Source organism: Ruegeria sp. BB5, from assembly GCF_056539405.1.
This window is the reverse complement of the sequence record NZ_JBQFUX010000011.1, coordinates 70,960-89,761: the sequence shown is the minus strand read 5'-3', so window position 1 is coordinate 89,761 and position 18,802 is coordinate 70,960. Positions and strand designations below refer to the sequence as shown.

The 18,802-nt window shown below is 58.7% G+C and carries 19 protein-coding genes; 9 read left to right on the top strand and 10 right to left on the bottom strand.

What is annotated here, in order from left to right; all coding sequences use genetic code 11:
- Positions 1-104: 104 nt before the first annotated feature.
- A complete protein-coding gene (gene lepA / locus ACR0DL_RS19310) occupies positions 105-1,904 on the bottom strand; it encodes a translation elongation factor 4 (RefSeq protein ID WP_319545095.1) in 1,800 nt (599 codons plus the stop codon).
- Positions 1,905-2,067: 163 nt separating this feature from the next.
- On the opposite strand from lepA, the gene ACR0DL_RS19305 reads away from it, so the two are divergent.
- From ACR0DL_RS19305 to ACR0DL_RS19295, 3 genes are all read left to right on the top strand, one after another.
- A complete protein-coding gene (locus tag ACR0DL_RS19305; RefSeq protein WP_425082177.1) occupies positions 2,068-3,174 on the top strand; it encodes a Hint domain-containing protein in 1,107 nt (368 codons plus the stop codon).
- The gene (locus ACR0DL_RS19300; RefSeq protein ID WP_170351356.1) at positions 3,171-3,476 is read left to right on the top strand and encodes a hypothetical protein; all 306 of its coding nucleotides are present in this window, start codon (positions 3,171-3,173) and stop codon (positions 3,474-3,476) included. Before ACR0DL_RS19305 ends, ACR0DL_RS19300 begins: the two co-directional genes overlap by 4 nt.
- 66 nt (positions 3,477-3,542) lie before the next feature.
- Positions 3,543-4,484 (top strand): LysR family transcriptional regulator, encoded by a 942-nt coding sequence (locus ACR0DL_RS19295; RefSeq protein WP_170414383.1) that lies wholly within the window; start codon positions 3,543-3,545, stop codon positions 4,482-4,484.
- On the opposite strand, the gene ACR0DL_RS19290 is transcribed toward ACR0DL_RS19295, so the two are convergent.
- A complete protein-coding gene (locus ACR0DL_RS19290; protein ID WP_480690861.1) occupies positions 4,481-4,924 on the bottom strand; it encodes a low molecular weight protein-tyrosine-phosphatase in 444 nt (147 codons plus the stop codon). The two genes, ACR0DL_RS19295 and ACR0DL_RS19290, sit on opposite strands and share 4 nt — an antisense overlap.
- Positions 4,925-4,952: 28 nt before the next feature.
- Between ACR0DL_RS19290 and ACR0DL_RS19285 the strand changes: the two genes are divergently transcribed.
- Complete coding sequence (locus ACR0DL_RS19285; protein ID WP_170414381.1) at positions 4,953-5,648, top strand: NAD-dependent deacylase; 696 nt, start codon at positions 4,953-4,955, stop codon at positions 5,646-5,648.
- Between the two features lie 60 nt (positions 5,649-5,708).
- A complete protein-coding gene (locus ACR0DL_RS19280) occupies positions 5,709-6,317 on the top strand; it encodes an HdeD family acid-resistance protein (RefSeq protein WP_170351359.1) in 609 nt (202 codons plus the stop codon).
- A gap of 87 nt (positions 6,318-6,404) precedes the next feature.
- Here ACR0DL_RS19280 and ACR0DL_RS19275 read toward each other — a convergent pair whose 3' ends face one another.
- The 5 genes from ACR0DL_RS19275 to meaB form a co-directional block, all read right to left on the bottom strand.
- Entirely contained in the window at positions 6,405-6,878 is a 474-nt protein-coding gene (locus ACR0DL_RS19275; RefSeq protein ID WP_170362548.1) for a copper chaperone PCu(A)C, read from the bottom strand.
- Positions 6,879-6,919: 41 nt separating this feature from the next.
- Positions 6,920-7,270: a hypothetical protein gene (locus ACR0DL_RS19270; RefSeq protein WP_480690821.1), complete on the bottom strand. Its 351-nt coding sequence runs from the start codon at positions 7,268-7,270 to the stop codon at positions 6,920-6,922.
- Between the two features lie 402 nt (positions 7,271-7,672).
- The gene (rpmB, locus tag ACR0DL_RS19265; RefSeq protein WP_170362546.1) at positions 7,673-7,960 is read right to left on the bottom strand and encodes a 50S ribosomal protein L28; all 288 of its coding nucleotides are present in this window, start codon (positions 7,958-7,960) and stop codon (positions 7,673-7,675) included.
- Positions 7,961-8,106: 146 nt separating this feature from the next.
- Positions 8,107-9,276, bottom strand: a complete 1,170-nt coding sequence (locus ACR0DL_RS19260; RefSeq protein ID WP_480690819.1) for a Hint domain-containing protein — start codon at positions 9,274-9,276, stop codon at positions 8,107-8,109.
- Positions 9,277-9,376: 100 nt separating this feature from the next.
- The gene (gene meaB, locus ACR0DL_RS19255; protein WP_480690859.1) at positions 9,377-10,354 is read right to left on the bottom strand and encodes a methylmalonyl Co-A mutase-associated GTPase MeaB; all 978 of its coding nucleotides are present in this window, start codon (positions 10,352-10,354) and stop codon (positions 9,377-9,379) included.
- A gap of 205 nt (positions 10,355-10,559) precedes the next feature.
- Here meaB and hrpB point away from each other — a divergent pair, with 205 nt between their 5' ends.
- The 3 genes from hrpB (at position 10,560) to ACR0DL_RS19240 (ending at position 15,145) form a co-directional block, all read left to right on the top strand.
- Complete coding sequence (hrpB, locus tag ACR0DL_RS19250) at positions 10,560-13,001, top strand: ATP-dependent helicase HrpB (RefSeq protein WP_480690817.1); 2,442 nt, start codon at positions 10,560-10,562, stop codon at positions 12,999-13,001.
- A gap of 112 nt (positions 13,002-13,113) precedes the next feature.
- Entirely contained in the window at positions 13,114-13,572 is a 459-nt protein-coding gene (locus ACR0DL_RS19245) for an NUDIX hydrolase (protein ID WP_170351364.1), read from the top strand.
- Between the two features lie 94 nt (positions 13,573-13,666).
- Complete coding sequence (locus ACR0DL_RS19240) at positions 13,667-15,145, top strand: inorganic phosphate transporter (protein WP_480690815.1); 1,479 nt, start codon at positions 13,667-13,669, stop codon at positions 15,143-15,145.
- Between the two features lie 6 nt (positions 15,146-15,151).
- On the opposite strand, the gene ACR0DL_RS19235 is transcribed toward ACR0DL_RS19240, so the two are convergent.
- The 3 genes from ACR0DL_RS19235 to ACR0DL_RS19225 all read right to left on the bottom strand — a co-directional run bounded on the left by ACR0DL_RS19235 (position 15,152) and on the right by ACR0DL_RS19225 (position 18,122).
- Positions 15,152-16,126, bottom strand: a complete 975-nt coding sequence (locus ACR0DL_RS19235; protein WP_480690813.1) for a 2-dehydropantoate 2-reductase — start codon at positions 16,124-16,126, stop codon at positions 15,152-15,154.
- Between the two features lie 65 nt (positions 16,127-16,191).
- Positions 16,192-17,154, bottom strand: a complete 963-nt coding sequence (locus ACR0DL_RS19230) for a pirin family protein (protein WP_480690811.1) — start codon at positions 17,152-17,154, stop codon at positions 16,192-16,194.
- A gap of 125 nt (positions 17,155-17,279) precedes the next feature.
- Positions 17,280-18,122, bottom strand: a complete 843-nt coding sequence (locus ACR0DL_RS19225) for a phytanoyl-CoA dioxygenase family protein (protein ID WP_480690809.1) — start codon at positions 18,120-18,122, stop codon at positions 17,280-17,282.
- 186 nt (positions 18,123-18,308) lie between these two features.
- Between ACR0DL_RS19225 and ACR0DL_RS19220 the strand changes: the two genes are divergently transcribed.
- Positions 18,309-18,797, top strand: coding sequence for a twin-arginine translocation pathway signal (locus tag ACR0DL_RS19220; protein ID WP_480690807.1), 489 nt, complete (start codon positions 18,309-18,311; stop codon positions 18,795-18,797).
- Positions 18,798-18,802 lie beyond the last annotated feature (5 nt).

Here is an 18,802-nt window from a genome sequence, read left to right as displayed (position 1 = left end):
TGGATTTGTGCAAAGCAGTTTAAATGCACCTAACATGCCGCACTAATACTGCATCTAGAACACCGTTGAGTGAAAAAGACGATCAAGAATGGGTGCCGACCGCCTCAGCTGTCCATCTTAAGCGCTGAAATAAACGCCTCTTGCGGGATATCCACCTTCCCGAACTGGCGCATCTTCTTCTTACCCGCCTTCTGCTTGTCCAGCAGTTTGCGTTTCCGCGTAGCGTCGCCTCCGTAGCATTTGGCGGTCACGTCCTTGCGCAGCGCCGAGAGGGTCTCGCGCGCGATGACCTTGCCTCCGATGGCGGCCTGGATCGGGATTTTGAACATGTGGCGCGGGATCAGGTCCTTGAGCTTTTCGCACATCGCCCGGCCCCGCATCTCGGCCCGGTCGCGGTGAACCATGGTCGACAGCGCGTCGACCGGTTCGTCATTCACCAGCACCGACATCTTGACCAGATTATCCTCGGTGTAGCCGGTCATCTGGTAATCAAACGAGGCATAGCCCTTGGTCACCGATTTCAGGCGGTCGTAGAAGTCGAAAACGACCTCGTTCAGCGGCAGGTCATAGACGACCATGGCGCGGCTGCCCGCATAGGTCAGGTCCAGCTGGATGCCGCGGCGGTCCTGGCAGAGTTTCAGCACGTCGCCGAGGTATTCGTCAGGCACCAGAATGGTCGCCTTGATACGCGGTTCCTCGATATGGTCGACCTTGGAGGGGTCGGGCATATCAGCGGGGTTGTGCAGCTCGATCATCTCGCCGTCTTTCATGTAGACGTGATAGATCACCGACGGCGCGGTGGTGATGAGCTCGATATCATATTCGCGTTCGATGCGGTCACGGATGACCTCAAGGTGCAGAAGGCCCAGGAAGCCGCAGCGGAAGCCAAAGCCCAGCGCGGCCGAGGTTTCCATTTCGAACGAGAACGATGCGTCATTCAGGGCCAGCTTGTCGATCGCATCACGCAGGTCTTCGAATTCGGAACTGTCGACGGGGAAGAGGCCACAGAACACCACCGGCTGCGCGGGTTTGAAGCCTGTCAGCGCCTCTTCGGTGCCGTTGCGGTCATTGGTGATGGTGTCGCCGACGCGGGTGTCGCGAACCTGTTTGATCGAAGCGGTGAGAAAGCCGATCTCGCCGGGGCCGAGCGAGTCCACCATCTCCATCTCAGGGCGGAAGACACCGACGCGGTCGACATGGTGCAGGGTGTTGTTCGACATGAACTTGACCCGCATGCCCTTTTTGAGCGTGCCGTCCATGATACGGACCAGAACGATGACGCCCAGATAGGCGTCGTACCACGAATCCACCAGCATCGCCTTGAGCGGTGCATCCAGATTGCCCTGCGGTGCGGGCAGTTGCTGCACGATGGCTTCCAGCGTCTCGTGGATGCCCTGCCCCGTTTTGGCGCTGACCTGAATGGCGTCGGTCGCGTCGATGCCGATGACGTCTTCGATCTGTTCGGCCACGCGGTCACAATCGGACGCGGGCAGATCGATCTTGTTCAGCACCGGCACGATCTCATGATCGGCGTCGATGGCCTGATAGACGTTCGCCAGCGTCTGCGCCTCAACCCCTTGGGTCGAGTCCACAACCAGTAGCGAGCCCTCGACCGCGCGCATGGACCGGCTGACCTCATAGGCGAAGTCCACGTGGCCGGGGGTGTCGATTAGGTTCAGCACGTATTGCTCGCCATTGTCGGCGGTATAGTCGATGCGGACCGTGTTGGCCTTGATGGTGATGCCACGCTCGCGTTCGATATCCATGCTGTCGAGCAGCTGTTCCTTCATGTCGCGATCCTTGACCGTTCCGGTCTCTTGGATGAGCCGGTCAGCAAGGGTGGATTTGCCATGGTCGATATGCGCGACGATGGAGAAATTGCGGATATGAGCGAGGTCTGTCATGGGTTGGGATATGTCCGGAGATTTGGGTCTCGTCAAGCCGTGAAGCGTTGCAGCATAGGCGCGCAGTGGGTCTTTCTACCTAAATGCATTTACCCAGTATTTGCGAACGGATAGGATTATGCCGTTGATTGGCCCAAACACTAACGAGAAAGCAGTTTAAACGTTGGCCGACTATTCGATTTTCGTTCTTGGTGAAAGCCAACTGTCGATCACGGTGCCTCAGGGGTTGGACGGCATCACTCAGGGCACGGGCATACATTTGATCGGGCAGACGATCACGATTGACTCTCGCGCGGCGACCGAGGTCTTCATCACCGACGCGGGAAGCGACACCAATTTTGCCGACAACGATGGAAATCAGCGTTTGGATGGCGACCAGACGATAGACGGCACGCTATTCACCGACGGCACGCGAGTTGAGGCTGAGTACGGCATCACCTTAACAGATGGAGTGAACACTTGGCAGGCGGTTGCGTTCAACGTAACCAACTCTTCTCCGGCATACGCAACCGTTGAGGGGATTGCCTTTATCGGAGGGCCCGGTCAGTTTCCCCCCGCTGGCGTGCCCTTGACCGTTGTCAGCACGCAGGAAGGCCCGAGCTTTGATGAAAGCGAATATGTTACACCGATCTGCTATGATGCTGGAACTTTAATTGAAACGGAACAGGGTCACCTGCCAATCGAAGCATTGAAGCCGGGTGACAGGGTTTGGACACAGGATGATGGGTTTGTTTCGGTGCAATGGACGGGTGTCCAGGATGTCATTGCTGCAGGCCGCTTCAAACTAGTGAAAATTCCCGTTGGCGTTCTATCCAACTTTGCCCCGCTCAAAGTCTCCCAGCAACATAGGATATTGATTTCACATCCATTGGCCGAGTTGTTGTTCGCAGAGAATGAAGTTTTTGTCCCCGCCATAAGCCTTGTGGATGCCGGTATCGCATATCTGGCTACAGATCGAACGGCCCGCTTTCATCACTTTTTACTGGAACGGCATAACGTCGTCCGGGCGAACGGCGCAGCCTCCGAAAGTCTGCTGACCGCATGTTTGGCGGATCAGCTAAACCCAGACAGGCTATTTTTTCCCGAACTCACGGGGCGTGTTATGGAAACAACAGACACGGCAAGACTGGCCTTAAAACGCCGTGAGGCCGCATTTTTGCTCCAATCGCTGTTGTCCATTGATCCGCAAACCCGATTGATTCATACTCCGCCGCAGACCGAGAGGGGCGTCAGATCACTCCGGGCAGGCAAAAACGAGGCAAGAGCATGAAAAAGTTCCTCCTAATCGCACTATGTGCCACATCTCTGACGGCGATAGCACCGGTCGAAGCTGCGCAGATCAAACGGGCGTGTCTGGCGTCTGATCGTACAGCCGCGACACGGGATCGATGCAACTGCATTCAACGCGTGGCCAATCAGGCATTGACCCGCAGCGATCAGAAAACCGTCGCGAAGTGGTTCACCGACCCCCACCAGGCGCAAGAGTTGAAGATGTCGCAAACTGCGCGCGATGATGCGCTGTGGGATCGGTATCAGAACTTTGGCCAGATGGCACAGGCGATCTGCAGCTAAGACATTCTGAATCCTTGACCTGATCCGTCCTGCGCCCCAGAAAAGGCGCAGCGAAAGGTGTATCCAATGGTAATGAAAGGGCTGACCCTGCGTGGGCTCGAAGTGTTCGAAGCCTTGGCGCGGACGGGATCGGTGGCGCAGGCGGCCGAGATCACCGGGCTCAGCCAGCCTTCAGTGTCACAGCAATTGCGCAATCTGGAAAACGCTCTTGGCACCGAATTGGTGGATCACGGGCGACGCCCGATGCGGCTTACTCAGGCCGGGCACAGCTTTCTGGCACGAACCGAGTCAGTTCTGGCCGAGCTGCAAATAGCACAAAGCGAGTTGACCGTGATGGACCTGGGGCACCTCACCACTTTGTCCATCGGGCTGATCGACGACTTTGACAATGACCTGACGCCTCGATTGGCAACCCTATTGGCCGACAGCCTGACACGGTCGAATTTCAAGCTCATTACCCTGCCCAGCCTAGATCTGTTCGCCGAGTTGGAAGCGCAACGCCTGCACCTGATGGTCTCGGCCCATTCCGGCGAAGTGCTTGAAGGTGTGGTCGAATATCCCTTGGTCCGCGACCCATTTATTCTGGTGACCCCCAAAGGGGTCGACAATGCCACGCAGGACCTGCCCTTTCTGCGCTATGCCCGTGAACAGCTAATCAGCCGCCAGATCGAGTCGCATCTGGCGCGGCAGCAACAGAAATATGAGGAACGGTTCGAGATCGGTTCGCATCTTGCCTTAATGGCCATGGTCGCACGCGGGTTGGGCTGGGCGATCACAACGCCGCTGGGCTATATGCGGGCAGCGCGTTTCCACGACGCGCTGGCGGTCCATCCCGTACCATTCGGAGAGTTTTCACGGACAATTTCCCTGTTCACGCGCACCGATTGGTCCGATCAGGTTCCACAAGAGGTCGCGGGCATGATGCGCCGCCTTATGCGCAATCAGATCGTCGACCCGGCGTTGGTGCAACTGCCATGGCTGACGGATAAACTGAAAGTAATGGGCTAGGCCCGCAGATGCGCGTGAAGCCCTTCAACGGCAGCTTCGATTAGGTCCAGCGCCCCGTCGAAATCACGGGTGTAATACGGATCGGGCACATGATCAGCACCCGTTTCGGGTGCGAAGTCGGTGAGCAACTGCACAGGGGTAGTGCTCCCAGCGGGGCGCAACGCCTCGATACTTGCAATGTTTTCGGCGTCCATACCGATGATCAAATCGAACCGTTCGAAATCCTCGGCTACAAACAGCCGGGCTCGCAGGTCGCTAAGATCAATTTCGCGGGCCTGTGCCGCGGCCTGCATCGGCTCATAAGGCGGATTACCAATATGCCAACCCGAGGTTCCGGCGCTATCGGTGGTGTGCTGCGGCGCGCGGGCGCGAAACACGCCTTCGGCAGCAGGAGAACGACAGATATTGCCGAGACAGACAAAGAGGATACGGTGGGTCATGGGCCAAGGTGTAACGCGAAGGGCAAAGATGGAAAAGATCGTCATACTGACAGGGGCCGGTATTTCTGCCGAAAGCGGGTTGGGCACCTTCCGCGATGAAGGCGGGTTATGGGCACAACACCGGATTGAGGACGTCGCCACTCCCGAAGGTTTCGCCCGCGATCCCGCTCTGGTTCACCGGTTCTACAACGCCCGGCGCGTGCAGGCTGCCAAGGCCAAATCTAACGCTGCGCATGCCGCGCTGGCACGGTTGCAAATGGACTTTCCCGGCGAGGTGGTGATCGTCACTCAGAACGTCGACAGCCTGCACGAATCTGGCGGCGCCGAGCATGTGATCCACATGCATGGCACGTTGGCCGGAGCGTTTTGCCCGGCATGCAGCCACCGCTGGGCATCACCACCCGAGATGGCCGTGGGCGAACCCTGCCCTGCCTGCGGTGCCGCCACCGCGCGACCGGATGTGGTCTGGTTTGGCGAGATGCCCTATCACATGGACGCAATCTACGACCATCTGGCCGAAGCGACCCTGTTTGCTGCCATCGGCACCTCGGGTCAGGTCTATCCAGCCGCCGCCTTCGTTCATGAAGCCTTGCAATCCGGCGCCCGCACGGTCGAACTGAACCTCGAACCTTCAACCGGAGCCTCCAGTTTTGATGAGGTCATTCTCGGCCCCGCAACGGAAACAGTCCCATCTTGGGTAGATGACTTGCTCAGCCCGAGATGACAGCAGACACCGGCAGAATTTTCCGTTTATAGTGAAGGCCTAACCAGCTGGGAGAGCATCATGTCAGACCCTCAATCCCCGCACGAGGAAATCCTCGAGGATGGCACTTTGGACGGCCGCGACGCTTTGGGCGATCAACTCGCGGGACTGTGGTGGACGTTCCTGTTGCGCGGCATCTTCGCTGGGGCACTGGGCATCGCTGCGCTGTTCTGGCCGACAGGCAGCATTTCACTGCTGTTGCGTCTGGTCGGTCTGCTTCTGATCGTGGATGGTGGCCTGACCTTGCTGGGCTTTGGTCGGCGTGGATTGATAGGGGGCGTAGGGGTCGGCGCCCTGTTGATCGGTCTGGTACTTCTCCTGTGGCCCGAAGGCGTGGCGCGGCTGACCTTCTTCTTGTTGGGGGCGTGGGCCCTGATCATCGGCGTTGGCTCGCTGATGGCATGGCGGCAAATGTCGGATCAACACCCCGATGCGCCCTCAGTGCGCAATTCCGGGGTCATAGCGCTGCTGATCGGGTTGGTGCTGATCTTCTGGCCCGGCAGCGGAATGGTGGCGCTGGGTTGGGCAATTGCCTTCGGGGCCCTGGCCTTCTCGGCGGTGATGTTCTGGCTGACCGCCCGGTTCAAACGCGCCCATGACCGGGTCGCCATGCGCGTGGTCAATCGCTAACCACCTCCGGAAACGGCAACAGGCCGGGCAAAGCCCGACCTGACGCATGGATGAGGGCCGCAGCGCGGCCTGAAGACAAGCGTAGCCTCAGTTCGAATGTGTCCCGTGGCCGCCGGCGTCCTGACGTTCGAGATCAACCGGCACCTCGATCTCGATCTCTCCGGCCTTCTCAAAAATCAGCGTCACCGGTACGGTCGCGCCTTGCTCGAATGGGGCAGTCAGCCCCATGAACATCACATGGTCGCCACCGCGCTTCAGCATGTGGGTTTCACCGGCTGGAATGACAAAACCTTCTTCGACGTGCATCATCTTAGCTACGCCGTTGTCATCAATCTTGTGGGTATGCAGCTCAACACGTGCAGACGCATCGGATTCCACGCCAATCAACCGGTCGTCAGCCTCGCCCGTGTTTTTGATCATCATAAAGGCAGCACCGGCCTTGGCTGCTTTGCCTGCGGAGCGCGCATAGGCGTCATCAACGGCAATCGTATCCTGAGCAAAAGCAGATGTTGCCAGCGTTGCAGCGACCAGAGTGATCAGAAGTTTGGATTTGAGGGACATTGCACCTCTCCTTGTATAAGTGTCTGAAAGAAAACGTGTCTTCAGATCACAACCGGAGGCGCGCGCGCCGGTCTGTAGGGAACCGGCAGGGCAACCAGATTACCCGCCTTGCGCAAAGGCGCGGGCTGAATCTGTTCTGGCGCAACGGGCATGGCGGCTGCCGGGACAACGACCGCCCCCAAGAGGGTCAGCGCGTATTCAGGGCAGAAATGAGGGGGCTGAGTCGGCTGGCCTTCGGCGTCCATATAGACCACCACCGGGCCTGTACCAGTGCAAAGCACCATCTGCCCCACCGCCCTGTCCATTCCGCGCGATGCAGCCACCCCCTGCCCTGTCAGAATGACAAGCAGCGAAAGCGCCAAAGGCAGAAATCTGTTCAGAACGGGTTTCATCCTGCGCCTGATATAGGCCGGACTCAAAGCGGGCTTCAAGCGCAATCGAATACGCCTGAAACCCGCAACCACTGGGTTCGTGTCAGCTGTCCACGCCAGGACGTTTGACGGACCCTTTGGTCAGGCTCGTATGCAACCTGTTCACCTGTCGTTGCATCCGAAAGCATGTCCCAAACGTCTTGCCAAAAAAGGCAGCCAACAGGGAGAGGAAATCAGACAATTTAAAAGACATGGGGGTAAACTCCGCCAGATGAATATGACTAAACATAAAACAGTCCTGGCGCAGGGTATGTGAACAATATCACCGTGGCTGAAAATTTAATTCCAGTTCAGGAGCAGGCCGCGCAAGAAAAAACCCTGCACCTTGCGGTACAGGGTTGAATTCTTTGTAAGGAAAAGGGTTTACGCCGTGGCTTGTGCCTTGGCAATTTCCTTTTTCACTTTCAGCGCGTTTGCCGACAGTTCGTCATCTTTGGCTTTGGCCAGGAACGCATCTAGACCACCACGGTGGTCGACCGAGCGCAGTGCAGCCGCCGAGATGCGCAGCTTGACGCCACGACCCAGGGTCTCGGACTGCAAGGTAACGTCGTTCAGGTTCGGCAGAAAACGACGACGAGTTCTGTTTTTGGCGTGGCTGACATTGTTGCCAGTCATCGGGCCTTTTCCGGTCAGTTCGCAACGGCGCGACATGGTTTCTTCCTTTGTTTCTGGAGGCCGGGCATGATGCCAGCGGCCAAATCACAAGGGGCGCAACCCGAAGTCGCGCCCGAAAACTGGTTGGATGCGTGTAGTGGGAATCGCCAGAAGGGTCAAGACAGATCGCGCGAAATCTTTGCTCAGGCATCACCGGGCGGTTGGATACGCGCCTGCAAAAGCGGTTTTTTGTTCTTGCGATGGCGTTCCAACAGATGCGACTGCTGCCGTCCGCGCGGAATATAGCGGGCGGGCCGCGGTGTCAGTTTCTTTTCGATCAGCTCAGGAAGTATCTCAAAAATCTCGCGGCGGGCCTCAGAACTCAGCGTTTTGAGCGCTTCGGGCCCTGTAAACAGGCTTTCCGTCGGCGCGCCTTCGGCAAAGATGATCTGATGTTGATCGAAAAGCAGATGGTAGTACTCAACCGATGTGACCTCTTCGTCCACGAAAATACCGGGCAAGGCTGTTAGCTTGATGGCGGGAATCAGCACTTCGCGTTCGTCAAACATGCGTTGGGCAATGGGGGACTGGACCAGCATCCGATGCTGTCGCGAAACCAATAAGTCCCGACTTGGAAAACCGCCGCCCAGCGCCCCTGCCAGAATTCGAATGGGATAAAGTTTGGGATTCCTCTTCAATCCGTTCAGATCAAAGCGCCGCCTCCCGATCCAGCGAATCTGTTGCAACCCCTTACCCAGTGTCTCAATCATGTCACCGGTGCGGAGATCTTGGACAAGCACCGGGCCGGATCGTGTCAAAATCTCAGTGTCGCGTGTGAAGCATGGAACCCCTGTTCCGTTCTCGAATGCCTGATAAGTGACGGACGGCCCAGACGGTAGGTTCGACGGCAGGATAAAAGTGCCGCTTGAGACCGAGTAGGAAACACCTTCGGCAACGGTGAAAGTTCCAAACGTATCATCGGTGACGACCGTACCGACGGGCAGGTTCAAGCTGTCCGTTCCACCGCCACCGCGAACGTCGCCTGTAACGTTTGTGCTGTTGATGTTCAGGGTGTCGTTGCCCTGCCCCAGCCGAACATCACCAACGGTAGACCCCTGAAGGTTGACCGTATCATCATCAATTCCGGCATTCACTTGCCCGACCACAGTACTGCCGGTGATAACGATATCGTCGTCTCCGCGATTGCCCCGCACGGAACCGGAAATCGTACTGTTGGTAACGGTTACGTCGTCATCGCCCTGTCTGGCGCGAATATTGTCAATTGGTCCGGGTACCGTTGTCCCGTTTAAAGAACCGGTATTGTCGGTGACTTCAATGTCGTCGTCGTTATTCGTCCCGTTGATATCGGGCATGTTCGACGGTTCCTGTCGCCTGAGCCAATCGCACAACTCAAAATTGCATTCGCGTCGATCTTACACGACAAATGATGAACGCGCCACTCTGCCCGGCCGGTTAGTCTTCCGCCAATTCAGTCAGCATTTGTTTGGCCGCGATCGATGGGCTAAGGACACCTTCACCTACCTGAGTGCTGAAACGATCCATCATCGCACGCGCCTGTGGTGTTTCGAGCCGGGCCAACAGGGCATGCCGGACCTCTTGATCGAACCAATATCGCGCTTGATTGGTTCGATTGGCCTCCCAATGGCCAGCTTCACGCCGCCAATCAGTCAGCGATTGCATTTCGGACCACGCGTCTTCCAAGCCGTGTTCTTCCACCGCCGACACTGTCATAGCCTTGGGAAAGGTCTCGGGGTCCTGCGGGCGCTTTCGCAACAGGCGCAGCGCTCCGGCATAGTCAGCGCAGGTGCGGATGGCTGTAGGCTTCAGATCTCCGTCAGCCTTGTTAATCAGAATCATGTCGGCCATTTCCATGATGCCGCGCTTGACGCCTTGCAATTCGTCTCCGCCTGCTGGGGCCAGCAGCAACAGGAACAGGTCGGACATTTCGGACACAACGGTTTCTGACTGACCCACACCCACGGTTTCGATCAGCACCACATCGAAAGCGGCGGCCTCGCACAGGGCAATCGCCTCGCGCGTACGTCGGGCCACACCACCCAGATGCGACTGGCTGGGGGATGGGCGAATAAAGGCGTTTCTCTCGCGACTCAGACGCTCCATCCGGGTCTTGTCGCCCAGAATCGAGCCTCCGGAGCGGGACGAGCTAGGGTCCACCGCCAGCACCGCCACCCGCAGCCCTTGGGCGATCAGCATCATGCCAAAACTCTCGATAAAGGTGGATTTGCCGACCCCTGGCGTTCCTGACAAGCCTATGCGCAGCGATTGCCGTTTGGATTTGGCCAGATGCGCCAGCAATTCGGTCGCCTGCGCGCGGTGATCCTCACGGCCGCTTTCGACCAGAGTAATGGCGCGGGCAAGTGCGCGCCGCTCACCGGTCAAAATCCTGTCGCTCAGGCTGTCTATGTCCATTTGATCCTCGATATTCTGCGGCACGACTACTTGCCGCCCCGACAAGCCGTTTGTCCAGACTGGACCGCTGCGGAAATACGCCGCACGCCAATTATTCGCGCCCATGTGTTGCCATTCTTCCGCTGTTAGCGGTCGTGCTACTCCGGTTCGTACTGCGCGCATGGCGGAACTGGACCTTACCGAGCCGTTGGCGGATAAAGCCCGCATGACACGACTGCCCATCGATGACGCCATCCCAGACCTGCTTGCGGCCCTCCAGGATTCAGGCCGCGCTGTTCTTCAGGCCCCTCCGGGGGCAGGTAAAACAACACGAGTTCCCCTGGCGATACTCGAGGCGGGCTTGTGCGACGGCAAGATCGTGATGTTGGAGCCGCGCAGATTGGCCGCGCGCGCTGCTGCCGAAAGGATGGCCGACACTTTGGGCCAACGCGCGGGTGAGACCATAGGTTATCGGGTGCGGGGCGAAGCCAAGGTTTCAAAATCAACCCGGATCGAGGTCGTGACCGAAGGCATTCTGACCCGGATGTTGCAATCCAATCCCGACTTACCGGGTGTGGACGCCGTGATTTTCGACGAATTCCACGAACGATCCCTGAACGCCGATCTGGGATTGGCCCTTTGTTTGGAAGTCACCGGCGCTCTGCGGGATGACCTGATGCTACTGGCCATGTCGGCAACGTTGGATGCCGAGCCGGTTGGACGGTTGATGGGCGCGCCGTTGGTCACCTCCGAAGGGCGCAGTTTTCCGGTCGAAACACAATGGCTGGACCGCCCCTTGGGGGCGCAGGCACGACGGCTGGACGCTCTGGTCGATCTGGTTGTTCAGGCTGAAAGGGACACGCGCAAAACCGGCGGCGGGGTGTTGGTGTTCTTGCCAGGTGAGGGTGAAATTCGCCGGGCCGAGTCCGCCTTGTCCGCGCGCCTACCGGAGAACTGCGTGCTGCGCCCCCTATTCGGGGCCATGCCTTTTGCCGCCCAGCGCGCTGCGATTGCGCCGGTGGATCAAGGGCGCAAAGTGGTGTTGGCCACGTCGATTGCCGAAACCTCACTGACCATTCCCGACATTCGGGTCGTGGTTGATATGGGGCAAGCGCGACGGGCGCGGTTCGATCCCGGTTCGGGCATGTCCCGTTTGGTAACCGAGCGTGTAACCCGCGCCGAAGCCACCCAGCGCGCCGGTCGCGCAGGCCGCGTGGCCGAGGGCAAGTGCTATCGGTTGTGGTCCAAGGGTGAAGAAGGTGCGTTGTCTGCTTATCCTCCGGCCGAGATCGAGGCCGCGGACCTGACAGGTTTGGCATTGGAACTGGCGCTGTGGGGTGCGGAACCGGGCGATCTGGCCTTTCTGACACCGCCGCCCGAAGGCACGATGGCCGAGTCAAAGGCTCTGCTGACGATGCTGGGGGCGCTGGATGCCAAGGGGCGGATTACGGACCACGGGCGCGCCCTGGCTGCCCTGCCCCTGCATCCGCGTCTGGGTCATATGTTGGTGTCTGCCGGTTCCGGTGCCGCCACTTTGGCCGCATTGATGGCCGAACGCGATCCGCTAAAGGGCGCGCCGTCAGACCTTTTGCTGCGACTAGAGGCGCTGCGCGACATCCGCGCGTTTCAACGCAACCGCGTCTGGCAAGTGAATGCGGGCGCAGTGGATCGGATCAAAACCGAAACCAAACGTCTGCGTACCAAGGGCCAGGCCAGTGATCTGAGCCCCGCCGCCATGGCCGCGTCGGCCTATCCCGACCGCATCGGACAGCGCCGCAAGGGCGACGTTCCCCGCTATGTTCTGTCAGGCGGCAAAGGGGTGGTGCTAGACAGCGGCGATACGCTGGCCGCGGCACCTTATCTGGTGGTCACGGACACAGACGGTAATCCGCGCGAAGCACGGGTGCGCATGGCCGCCCAGATCAGCGAAGGCGAAATCCGCGATCTGTTTGCCGGGCAAATCAGCTGGGTCGACAGCTGCGCCTGGTCAAAACGCGACCGCCGGGTGGTGGCGCGCAAACAGGAAAGGTTCGGCGCGATAACGCTGAGCGACCGTCTGTGGAAGGACGTGCCGGACGATGCCGTGGCGCAGGCCATGTTGGATGGCGTGCGCGATCTTGGATTGCGTCTGGGCGGGGCGGCGGCGCGGTTAGCGGCGCGCGTTGAATTGGTGCGGGCCGAAGGGGCTGATCTGCCTGATTTTACCATCGAAGGGCTTACCGAGTCGCTTGAGGACTGGCTGCTGCCCATGCTCTCGGGCGTACGCAACGCCGAAGAGTGGAAGCGGTTTGACCTGCTGCCCGCTCTGCGCGCCCGGCTAGACTGGACCCAGACGCAAGAACTGGATCGCCGCGCGCCCGGATCGTTCGAAACACCGCTGGGCCGAAAGGTGCCGATTGATTATGGCGGCGCGGTGCCTGAGATTTCCGTGCGCCTGCAAGAGTTGTTTGGCGTCACGCAGCATCCGGTTGTGGGGGGCGAGGCGTTGAAAATCACCCTGCTTTCTCCTGCGCAACGACCGATCCAGATCACCCGTGATCTACCGGGATTCTGGGCGGGCTCTTACGCCGATGTTCGCAAGGATATGCGCGCGCAATACCCCAAGCATCCCTGGCCCGAAGACCCGACACAGGCCAACCCAACCCTGCGCGCCAAACGGCGGAAATAACCGCGACCCCGACATTTGTGATAGAGTTGGCTCAGGCAATTGTTTGTATCAGCCCTATTTCACTGTTATGTGCCGGCGTTTCAGGCAAGAAAAGTACAGGATCGATCGACCAATGACGAAATGGCTGCGAAAAATCTGGGACGAGGTCGCCCGACCGATTTTCCTGCGCCCGCAACGGGTGCAGTTTGCAGCCCTTTGCACCCGTGAAACCCCAAGCGGACCAGAGGTTCTATTGATCACAAGTCGCGACACCGGGCGCTGGATCATTCCCAAAGGTTGGCCGGTTGATGGCATGGACGGTGCCGAAACTGCACTGCAGGAGGCATGGGAGGAAGCAGGCGTGCGGGCGCCGAACCCCTCCAAGGAACCGATCGGGCACTATACTTACGATAAAATCCTGAACGATGGCACGGCCTATCCCGTTCTGACCAGTGTCTATCGGGTTGATGTTCAGGATCTGGAAGATGACTTTCCCGAAGCTGGCAAACGCGAGCGGGTCTGGGTTTCGCCCTCAACTGCGGCTGATCGTGTTAACGAGCCGGAATTGCGCGATTTGCTGCTGCAAGTGTGATAGTTTCGCAAAAAATTGATAACATAACTGTTGTCCCGAGGGGGGAAACCGTCTAGCCGCGTGCCGAAATGCACTGGCTGCTTGAAAAAAGATCATGTCGAATTTGACCTCGAAATCCCGCTGGCAGGCTCTGGACAGCGACCTTCACCGTATCTCGCGCGTTGAGAATGCCAACGCCCATGTGGCGCGCCCGCTGTTGGCCCCTGGTATTTCACTGGCCTTTATTGCGCTGGCCGGGTTGTCGGCGGCGATAGTGTTCGGGCTGGCGGATGGCGGCCTGATCGTCGCTGCGGCAGCCGCCTTTGGGGCCTATATGGCGATCAATATCGGTGCCAATGACGTGGCCAACAACATGGGGCCCGCGGTTGGTGCCAACGCACTGACCATGGGTGGTGCTATCGTCATCGCCGCCATTGCCGAAAGCGCCGGTGCCCTGTTGGCAGGCGGAGATGTCGTTTCGACCATCTCTAAGGGGATCATCGATCCGGCCTCGGTTCAAACCAGCAATGTATTCATCTGGGCAATGATGGCTGCGCTGATTTCGTCGGCCTTATGGGTCAACCTGGCCACATGGGTAGGGGCACCGGTGTCAACGACGCACTCGGTTGTCGGCGGCGTGATGGGGGCCGGCATCGCCGCAGCGGGTCTGAGCGCCGTCAACTGGAGCACAATGAGCGCGATTGCCGCAAGCTGGGTAATCTCGCCAGTATTGGGTGGGTTGATCGCGGCTGGGTTTCTGGCACTGATCAAAGCCAAGATTCAATATCAGGACGATAAAATAGCGGCTGCACGGCGCTGGCTTCCGATCCTTGTGGCCGTAATGGCTGCGGCGTTTGCCACCTATCTGGCCGTTAAGGGTCTTAAGCGGATCGTGAAGATTGAGCTTGAGGTGGCGCTGCTGATCGGCCTTGCAACGGGGTTCCTGGTCTGGTCGGTCACGGTGCCCTGGGTACGGCGCAAATCCGAGGGGATGGAAAACCGCACCAAATCACTGAAAACTCTGTTTGGCCTGCCGTTGGTCATCTCAGCCACATTCCTCAGCTTTGCGCATGGCGCCAATGACGTGGCCAACGCGGTCGGCCCCCTGGCCGCTATCGTACACGCAGCGGAATTCGGCGACTTTGCCGCAAGAGTTGCGATCCCCAACTGGGTCATGGTGATCGGAGCCTTTGGAATTTCGTTCGGCCTGTTTCTATTCGGGCCCAAATTGATCCGCATGGTCGGTAGTCAGATCACCAAACTGAACCCAATGCGGGCCTTCTGCGTGGCGCTGTCCGCAGCCATTACCGTTATCGTGGCCAGCTGGCTTGGCCTGCCGGTCAGCTCAACTCATATTGCCGTAGGCGGCGTGTTTGGGGTTGGTTTCTATCGCGAATGGCATTCAGATCGCCGGTGGAAACACTCCAACCGCCAGCGCCCGGTCGAACAGCGGCTGGCCCGGGAAGAGCATCAGCGCCGCAAGCTGGTGCGGCGTTCACACTTCATGACCATCGTGGCCGCCTGGGTGATCACGGTCCCCGCAGCCGCGGCGATGTCAGCGACAATATTTCTAATCCTGACGGCCTTCGCCTAATCCGGCCTAAGACGCAATTTGATCCACAGAAATCGCGTTTTCAGGCGCGTCCTCGATCAAATCTCGTATCTTGGCGCAGATCGGGGTTTCGACGCCAATTTGCGCGCCCAGGCGAATGATCTCACCCTGAAGACTGTCGATTTCAGTCGGGCGACCTGCCATCAGATCATAGGCCATCGAGGTGCGCGCGCTGGGGTCAATGGTCAGCATTCGCGCAGCGATCCTGGAAAAGATCGGCGTTGGCAGGCGCAGGATATGCGGCATCATCCATGCAGGCAGCGGAGTAGTCGAAGCGACCGGATGGTTCGCGGCGTTCAACACCATCAGAGCCTCGGCCATCTGATCCGCCATCAGCCGTCGCCAGTTCCGGTCCAGCAGTTGATCTTTCAACGTCAGCCCCGACAGCGCATTCAGCGCGTTGTTGAGGTTGATCACCAGCTTACCCCATTGGAACGCTTCGATATCATCGCTTTCCACAACCGGCATGTCAGCGCTACTCAGCTTCTGACCCAGCGCACCGGGACCGCTTTGGATGACGATCTCACCAGAGGTGGCGCGATGAAAGCTGGCCGGTTCAGTCGGCACCACATTGAACGGCACCATTCCGGCGCGCACGTCATGCTCTGACAGAACCATGCGCAATGTACGGGCGTTTTCCATACCGTTTTGCCACGATACCACCGGAATTGAGATGGGCGTGTATTCCGCGATCTGCGCAGCCATTTCCGCTGTGGCACCTGATTTAACGGTCACGATGACGACCTGGGCACCGGCCAGGCAGGTTGCATCTTCGGTCAGGGTCAAATCTTGCGCGGCCACATGCCGGGTCAGGCCCGAAAAATCCGAAATCGTCAGTCCTTGTTCTTGGATCGGATCTAATATGCGTGGACGGCCCAAAAGGGTAACGTCATGCCCTGAATGCGCCAACAATGCCCCGCAATAGCATCCGATACTGCCTGCACCCGCGATCACGATTTTCATGGCATCCCTCCCGGCGCAAAGGATCGCCGGGAACGAGGGCACGGACAAGGCCCCCTGACGCGCGGTCAGCGCGCGCGCCTTGGTCGAGTACGCTCCAGTTCATCCGAGATTGGTATGAACTCTTGATCATCGCCCGGCGGCAGGTGGAACGCACCTTTTGCCCAATCGGCGGTTTTCCATTCACGCGTGGCCGCCTCGATCTTTTCCTTCGAGGATGACACGAAATTCCACCAGATATAGCGCTCTTCGTTCAATGTCGCCCCGCCCAGCAGCATCAACCGCGCGCCTTGCGGCCCAGCCTTGACCGAAAGGGGATCGCCGGGGCGGAACACCATCATACGGCCCTGTGCGAACGTATCGCCTGCGATCTCGACGGAACCTTGGGTGACATAAACACCCCGGTCTTCATGGTCATCCGGCAAAGGAAGCGACGCGCCGGGATCAAGTCGCACGTCCAGATAGAAGGTCTCGGACAGCATCGTAACCGGGCTGGTTTCACCATAAGCTGACCCCAGGATTAAACGGGCGCTGACACCTTGGTCCTGAATATGTGGCAGCGCACCTTGCTTGTGATGCTCGAAATCCGGGGCCATATCCTCATGCGCTTTGGGCAATGCTATCCAGGTCTGGATGCCGAACAGGCTGTGTTTCTTGTCTCGTGTCTTCTTACTGGTCCTTTCGGAATGAGTCACCCCGCGCCCGGCAACCATCCAGTTGACCTCGCCGGGGTAAATCATTTGATGCGTGCCAAGACTGTCGCGATGCTCGAACTCTCCTTGATAGAGATACGTCACCGTCCCAAGACCGATATGCGGGTGTGGTCGGACGTCGATGCCGTCACCAGTCAGGAATTCGGCTGGACCTACTTGGTCAAAAAAGATGAATGGCCCAACCAGCTGCCGTTTACTCGAGGGCAGCGCCCTACGTACTTCGAACCCGCCAAGATCACGAGCGCGCGGAATGATCAATGTGTCCAGCGCCGTGTTGTGTGACAGAGATTCGGGGCTTTGGGTCGGGTTCCAACTCATTGCTGCGCTCCTGCGATCAGGTAGTTGCGTTCACCATCGCAGAATACACGGTATTTTCAGCTTGAGTATTCGCCATTTCGCACAGATTAAGTGCAATTTTGATGTTATGTTATATCACCCATTGCTCAAAGTGCCTCTCTTGGCCAAAGCCGGGGGAAAAACGGCCCGTCGATGCGGTCGCCCTCGCTGTAACCGGCGGCCTCGAACTGCGCACGTTCGTCTTTCGCCCAATCTCCGCGATATCGGATGATCCCGTCCGGCGCTGTCATCCGCAGGCTAAACCGACGCACTGTTTCCGTCGGCGTGACCGAGGACAGACCCCCATGCAGAGTCCGCATATCGAAATAGATGCAATCCCCCAACTCCATATCCCACTGCAACAAGTCATAGGCGTCAGGATCAGCGTTGATATCCGGAGGCTGATGATACTTCCGGCCTGCGACCTCAGTCGCTCCAAGACTAGGATGACCATCCGCAAACCGAACCCGCATGAACAGCTTGTCCCATAGGTGAGAGCCTTTGACAAAGGCGATCCCGTTCTCTTTGTTCACCGGCTCAAGTGGCAACCACAGGACGCACATGGTGCCTTCGAAATCAAAATAGGACAGGTCCTGATGAAAGGGTGGGCGCGAGGTCGATCCGGCCTCACGCAGGAACCAGTTATCCATCACAAGGTTGATCGACGGGGCATCCAGTAAACCCGCAGCCAGCGGGGCGCACGGCGAGTGATGCACGAAATCCCTAAATTGCGGAATCTTGTTCCACGCCCAGAAATCCTCGAAATAAGCAGGGGCGTCTGGGTCCTTGGTGTGACGAGTGAAATTGTCGGTCGGGTTGGCCAGGTCCGCACTGATACCTTCGCGCAACAAGTCCAACCAATGTTCCGAGAATTTCGAGCGCAGCACAACGGCACCGTCCCGCTTGAAGGCCGCAATTTCGTCGGGCGAAACCGATTGTGTCTTGTTCATTTTTCAGCCTTTCGCATCGTTAAACCGACGATGGCACCGCAACCCGCACAGGGTCAAAGAAATTCGCCGGGGCTTGGGGTGATCACAGAGTGGTGAAGATCGCCTCGGAATTGATCTGAACCGTGCTATCTTTGCGCTGTGGCGCGCTCAGGTTGCTATGGATGTTACCTTGCAGGAGGTCCCGACATGACGAATTCACACTTGTCTCGTAGATCCGTAATGGCGCTGGGCGGGGCTGTTCTGGTCACTGGCGGTTCGGGCTTGCTGATGCCCGCACGCGCCGCCGGGCTGGCCCCGACACAGTCCATGCGCGGTGGGTCGAACAACTACCGCCCCGGCGCACCCATCGTCGAGCGGATCGGCGGCGGTGGGTTCTGGATGACCGGCACTGTGCGGCGGGCTGGGGACGGTGCCCCTCTGCCCGGCCAACGCATCCAAATCTGGGCTCACACAACCGAAGGGCATGAGCGGGATCCGCAAAGCCATGGTGCTACACTGACCGACGCCAATGGTGAGTTCCGGTTGGAGATGCCGCAGATCGTGCCCGCCTTTGGCCAGCCGCACGGGCATCTGGCCTATGACAGCGGCGAGTTTGAGACGGTATTCCTGCGCCCGATCATGGCAAGTTCAAAAGACCAGACCCTTGCCGCGCATTTCGTCCTGCAACCCGCCTGATTTAC

Coding starts and splice junctions, on each gene's coding strand:
- hrpB (WP_480690817.1), top strand. CDS start 10,560: ATGACACGACTGCCCATCGATGACGCCATCCCAGACCTGCTTGCGGCC.
- ACR0DL_RS19290 (WP_480690861.1), bottom strand. CDS start 4,924: ATGACCCACCGTATCCTCTTTGTCTGTCTCGGCAATATCTGTCGTTCT.
- ACR0DL_RS19225 (WP_480690809.1), bottom strand. CDS start 18,122: ATGAACAAGACACAATCGGTTTCGCCCGACGAAATTGCGGCCTTCAAG.
- ACR0DL_RS19260 (WP_480690819.1), bottom strand. CDS start 9,276: ATGCCCGATATCAACGGGACGAATAACGACGACGACATTGAAGTCACC.
- ACR0DL_RS19280 (WP_170351359.1), top strand. CDS start 5,709: ATGTCAGACCCTCAATCCCCGCACGAGGAAATCCTCGAGGATGGCACT.
- ACR0DL_RS19300 (WP_170351356.1), top strand. CDS start 3,171: ATGAAAAAGTTCCTCCTAATCGCACTATGTGCCACATCTCTGACGGCG.
- ACR0DL_RS19285 (WP_170414381.1), top strand. CDS start 4,953: ATGGAAAAGATCGTCATACTGACAGGGGCCGGTATTTCTGCCGAAAGC.
- ACR0DL_RS19270 (WP_480690821.1), bottom strand. CDS start 7,270: ATGAAACCCGTTCTGAACAGATTTCTGCCTTTGGCGCTTTCGCTGCTT.
- lepA (WP_319545095.1), bottom strand. CDS start 1,904: ATGACAGACCTCGCTCATATCCGCAATTTCTCCATCGTCGCGCATATC.
- ACR0DL_RS19220 (WP_480690807.1), top strand. CDS start 18,309: ATGACGAATTCACACTTGTCTCGTAGATCCGTAATGGCGCTGGGCGGG.
- ACR0DL_RS19275 (WP_170362548.1), bottom strand. CDS start 6,878: ATGTCCCTCAAATCCAAACTTCTGATCACTCTGGTCGCTGCAACGCTG.
- ACR0DL_RS19230 (WP_480690811.1), bottom strand. CDS start 17,154: ATGAGTTGGAACCCGACCCAAAGCCCCGAATCTCTGTCACACAACACG.
- ACR0DL_RS19245 (WP_170351364.1), top strand. CDS start 13,114: ATGACGAAATGGCTGCGAAAAATCTGGGACGAGGTCGCCCGACCGATT.
- rpmB (WP_170362546.1), bottom strand. CDS start 7,960: ATGTCGCGCCGTTGCGAACTGACCGGAAAAGGCCCGATGACTGGCAAC.
- ACR0DL_RS19240 (WP_480690815.1), top strand. CDS start 13,667: ATGTCGAATTTGACCTCGAAATCCCGCTGGCAGGCTCTGGACAGCGAC.
- meaB (WP_480690859.1), bottom strand. CDS start 10,354: ATGGACATAGACAGCCTGAGCGACAGGATTTTGACCGGTGAGCGGCGC.
- ACR0DL_RS19295 (WP_170414383.1), top strand. CDS start 3,543: ATGGTAATGAAAGGGCTGACCCTGCGTGGGCTCGAAGTGTTCGAAGCC.
- ACR0DL_RS19235 (WP_480690813.1), bottom strand. CDS start 16,126: ATGAAAATCGTGATCGCGGGTGCAGGCAGTATCGGATGCTATTGCGGG.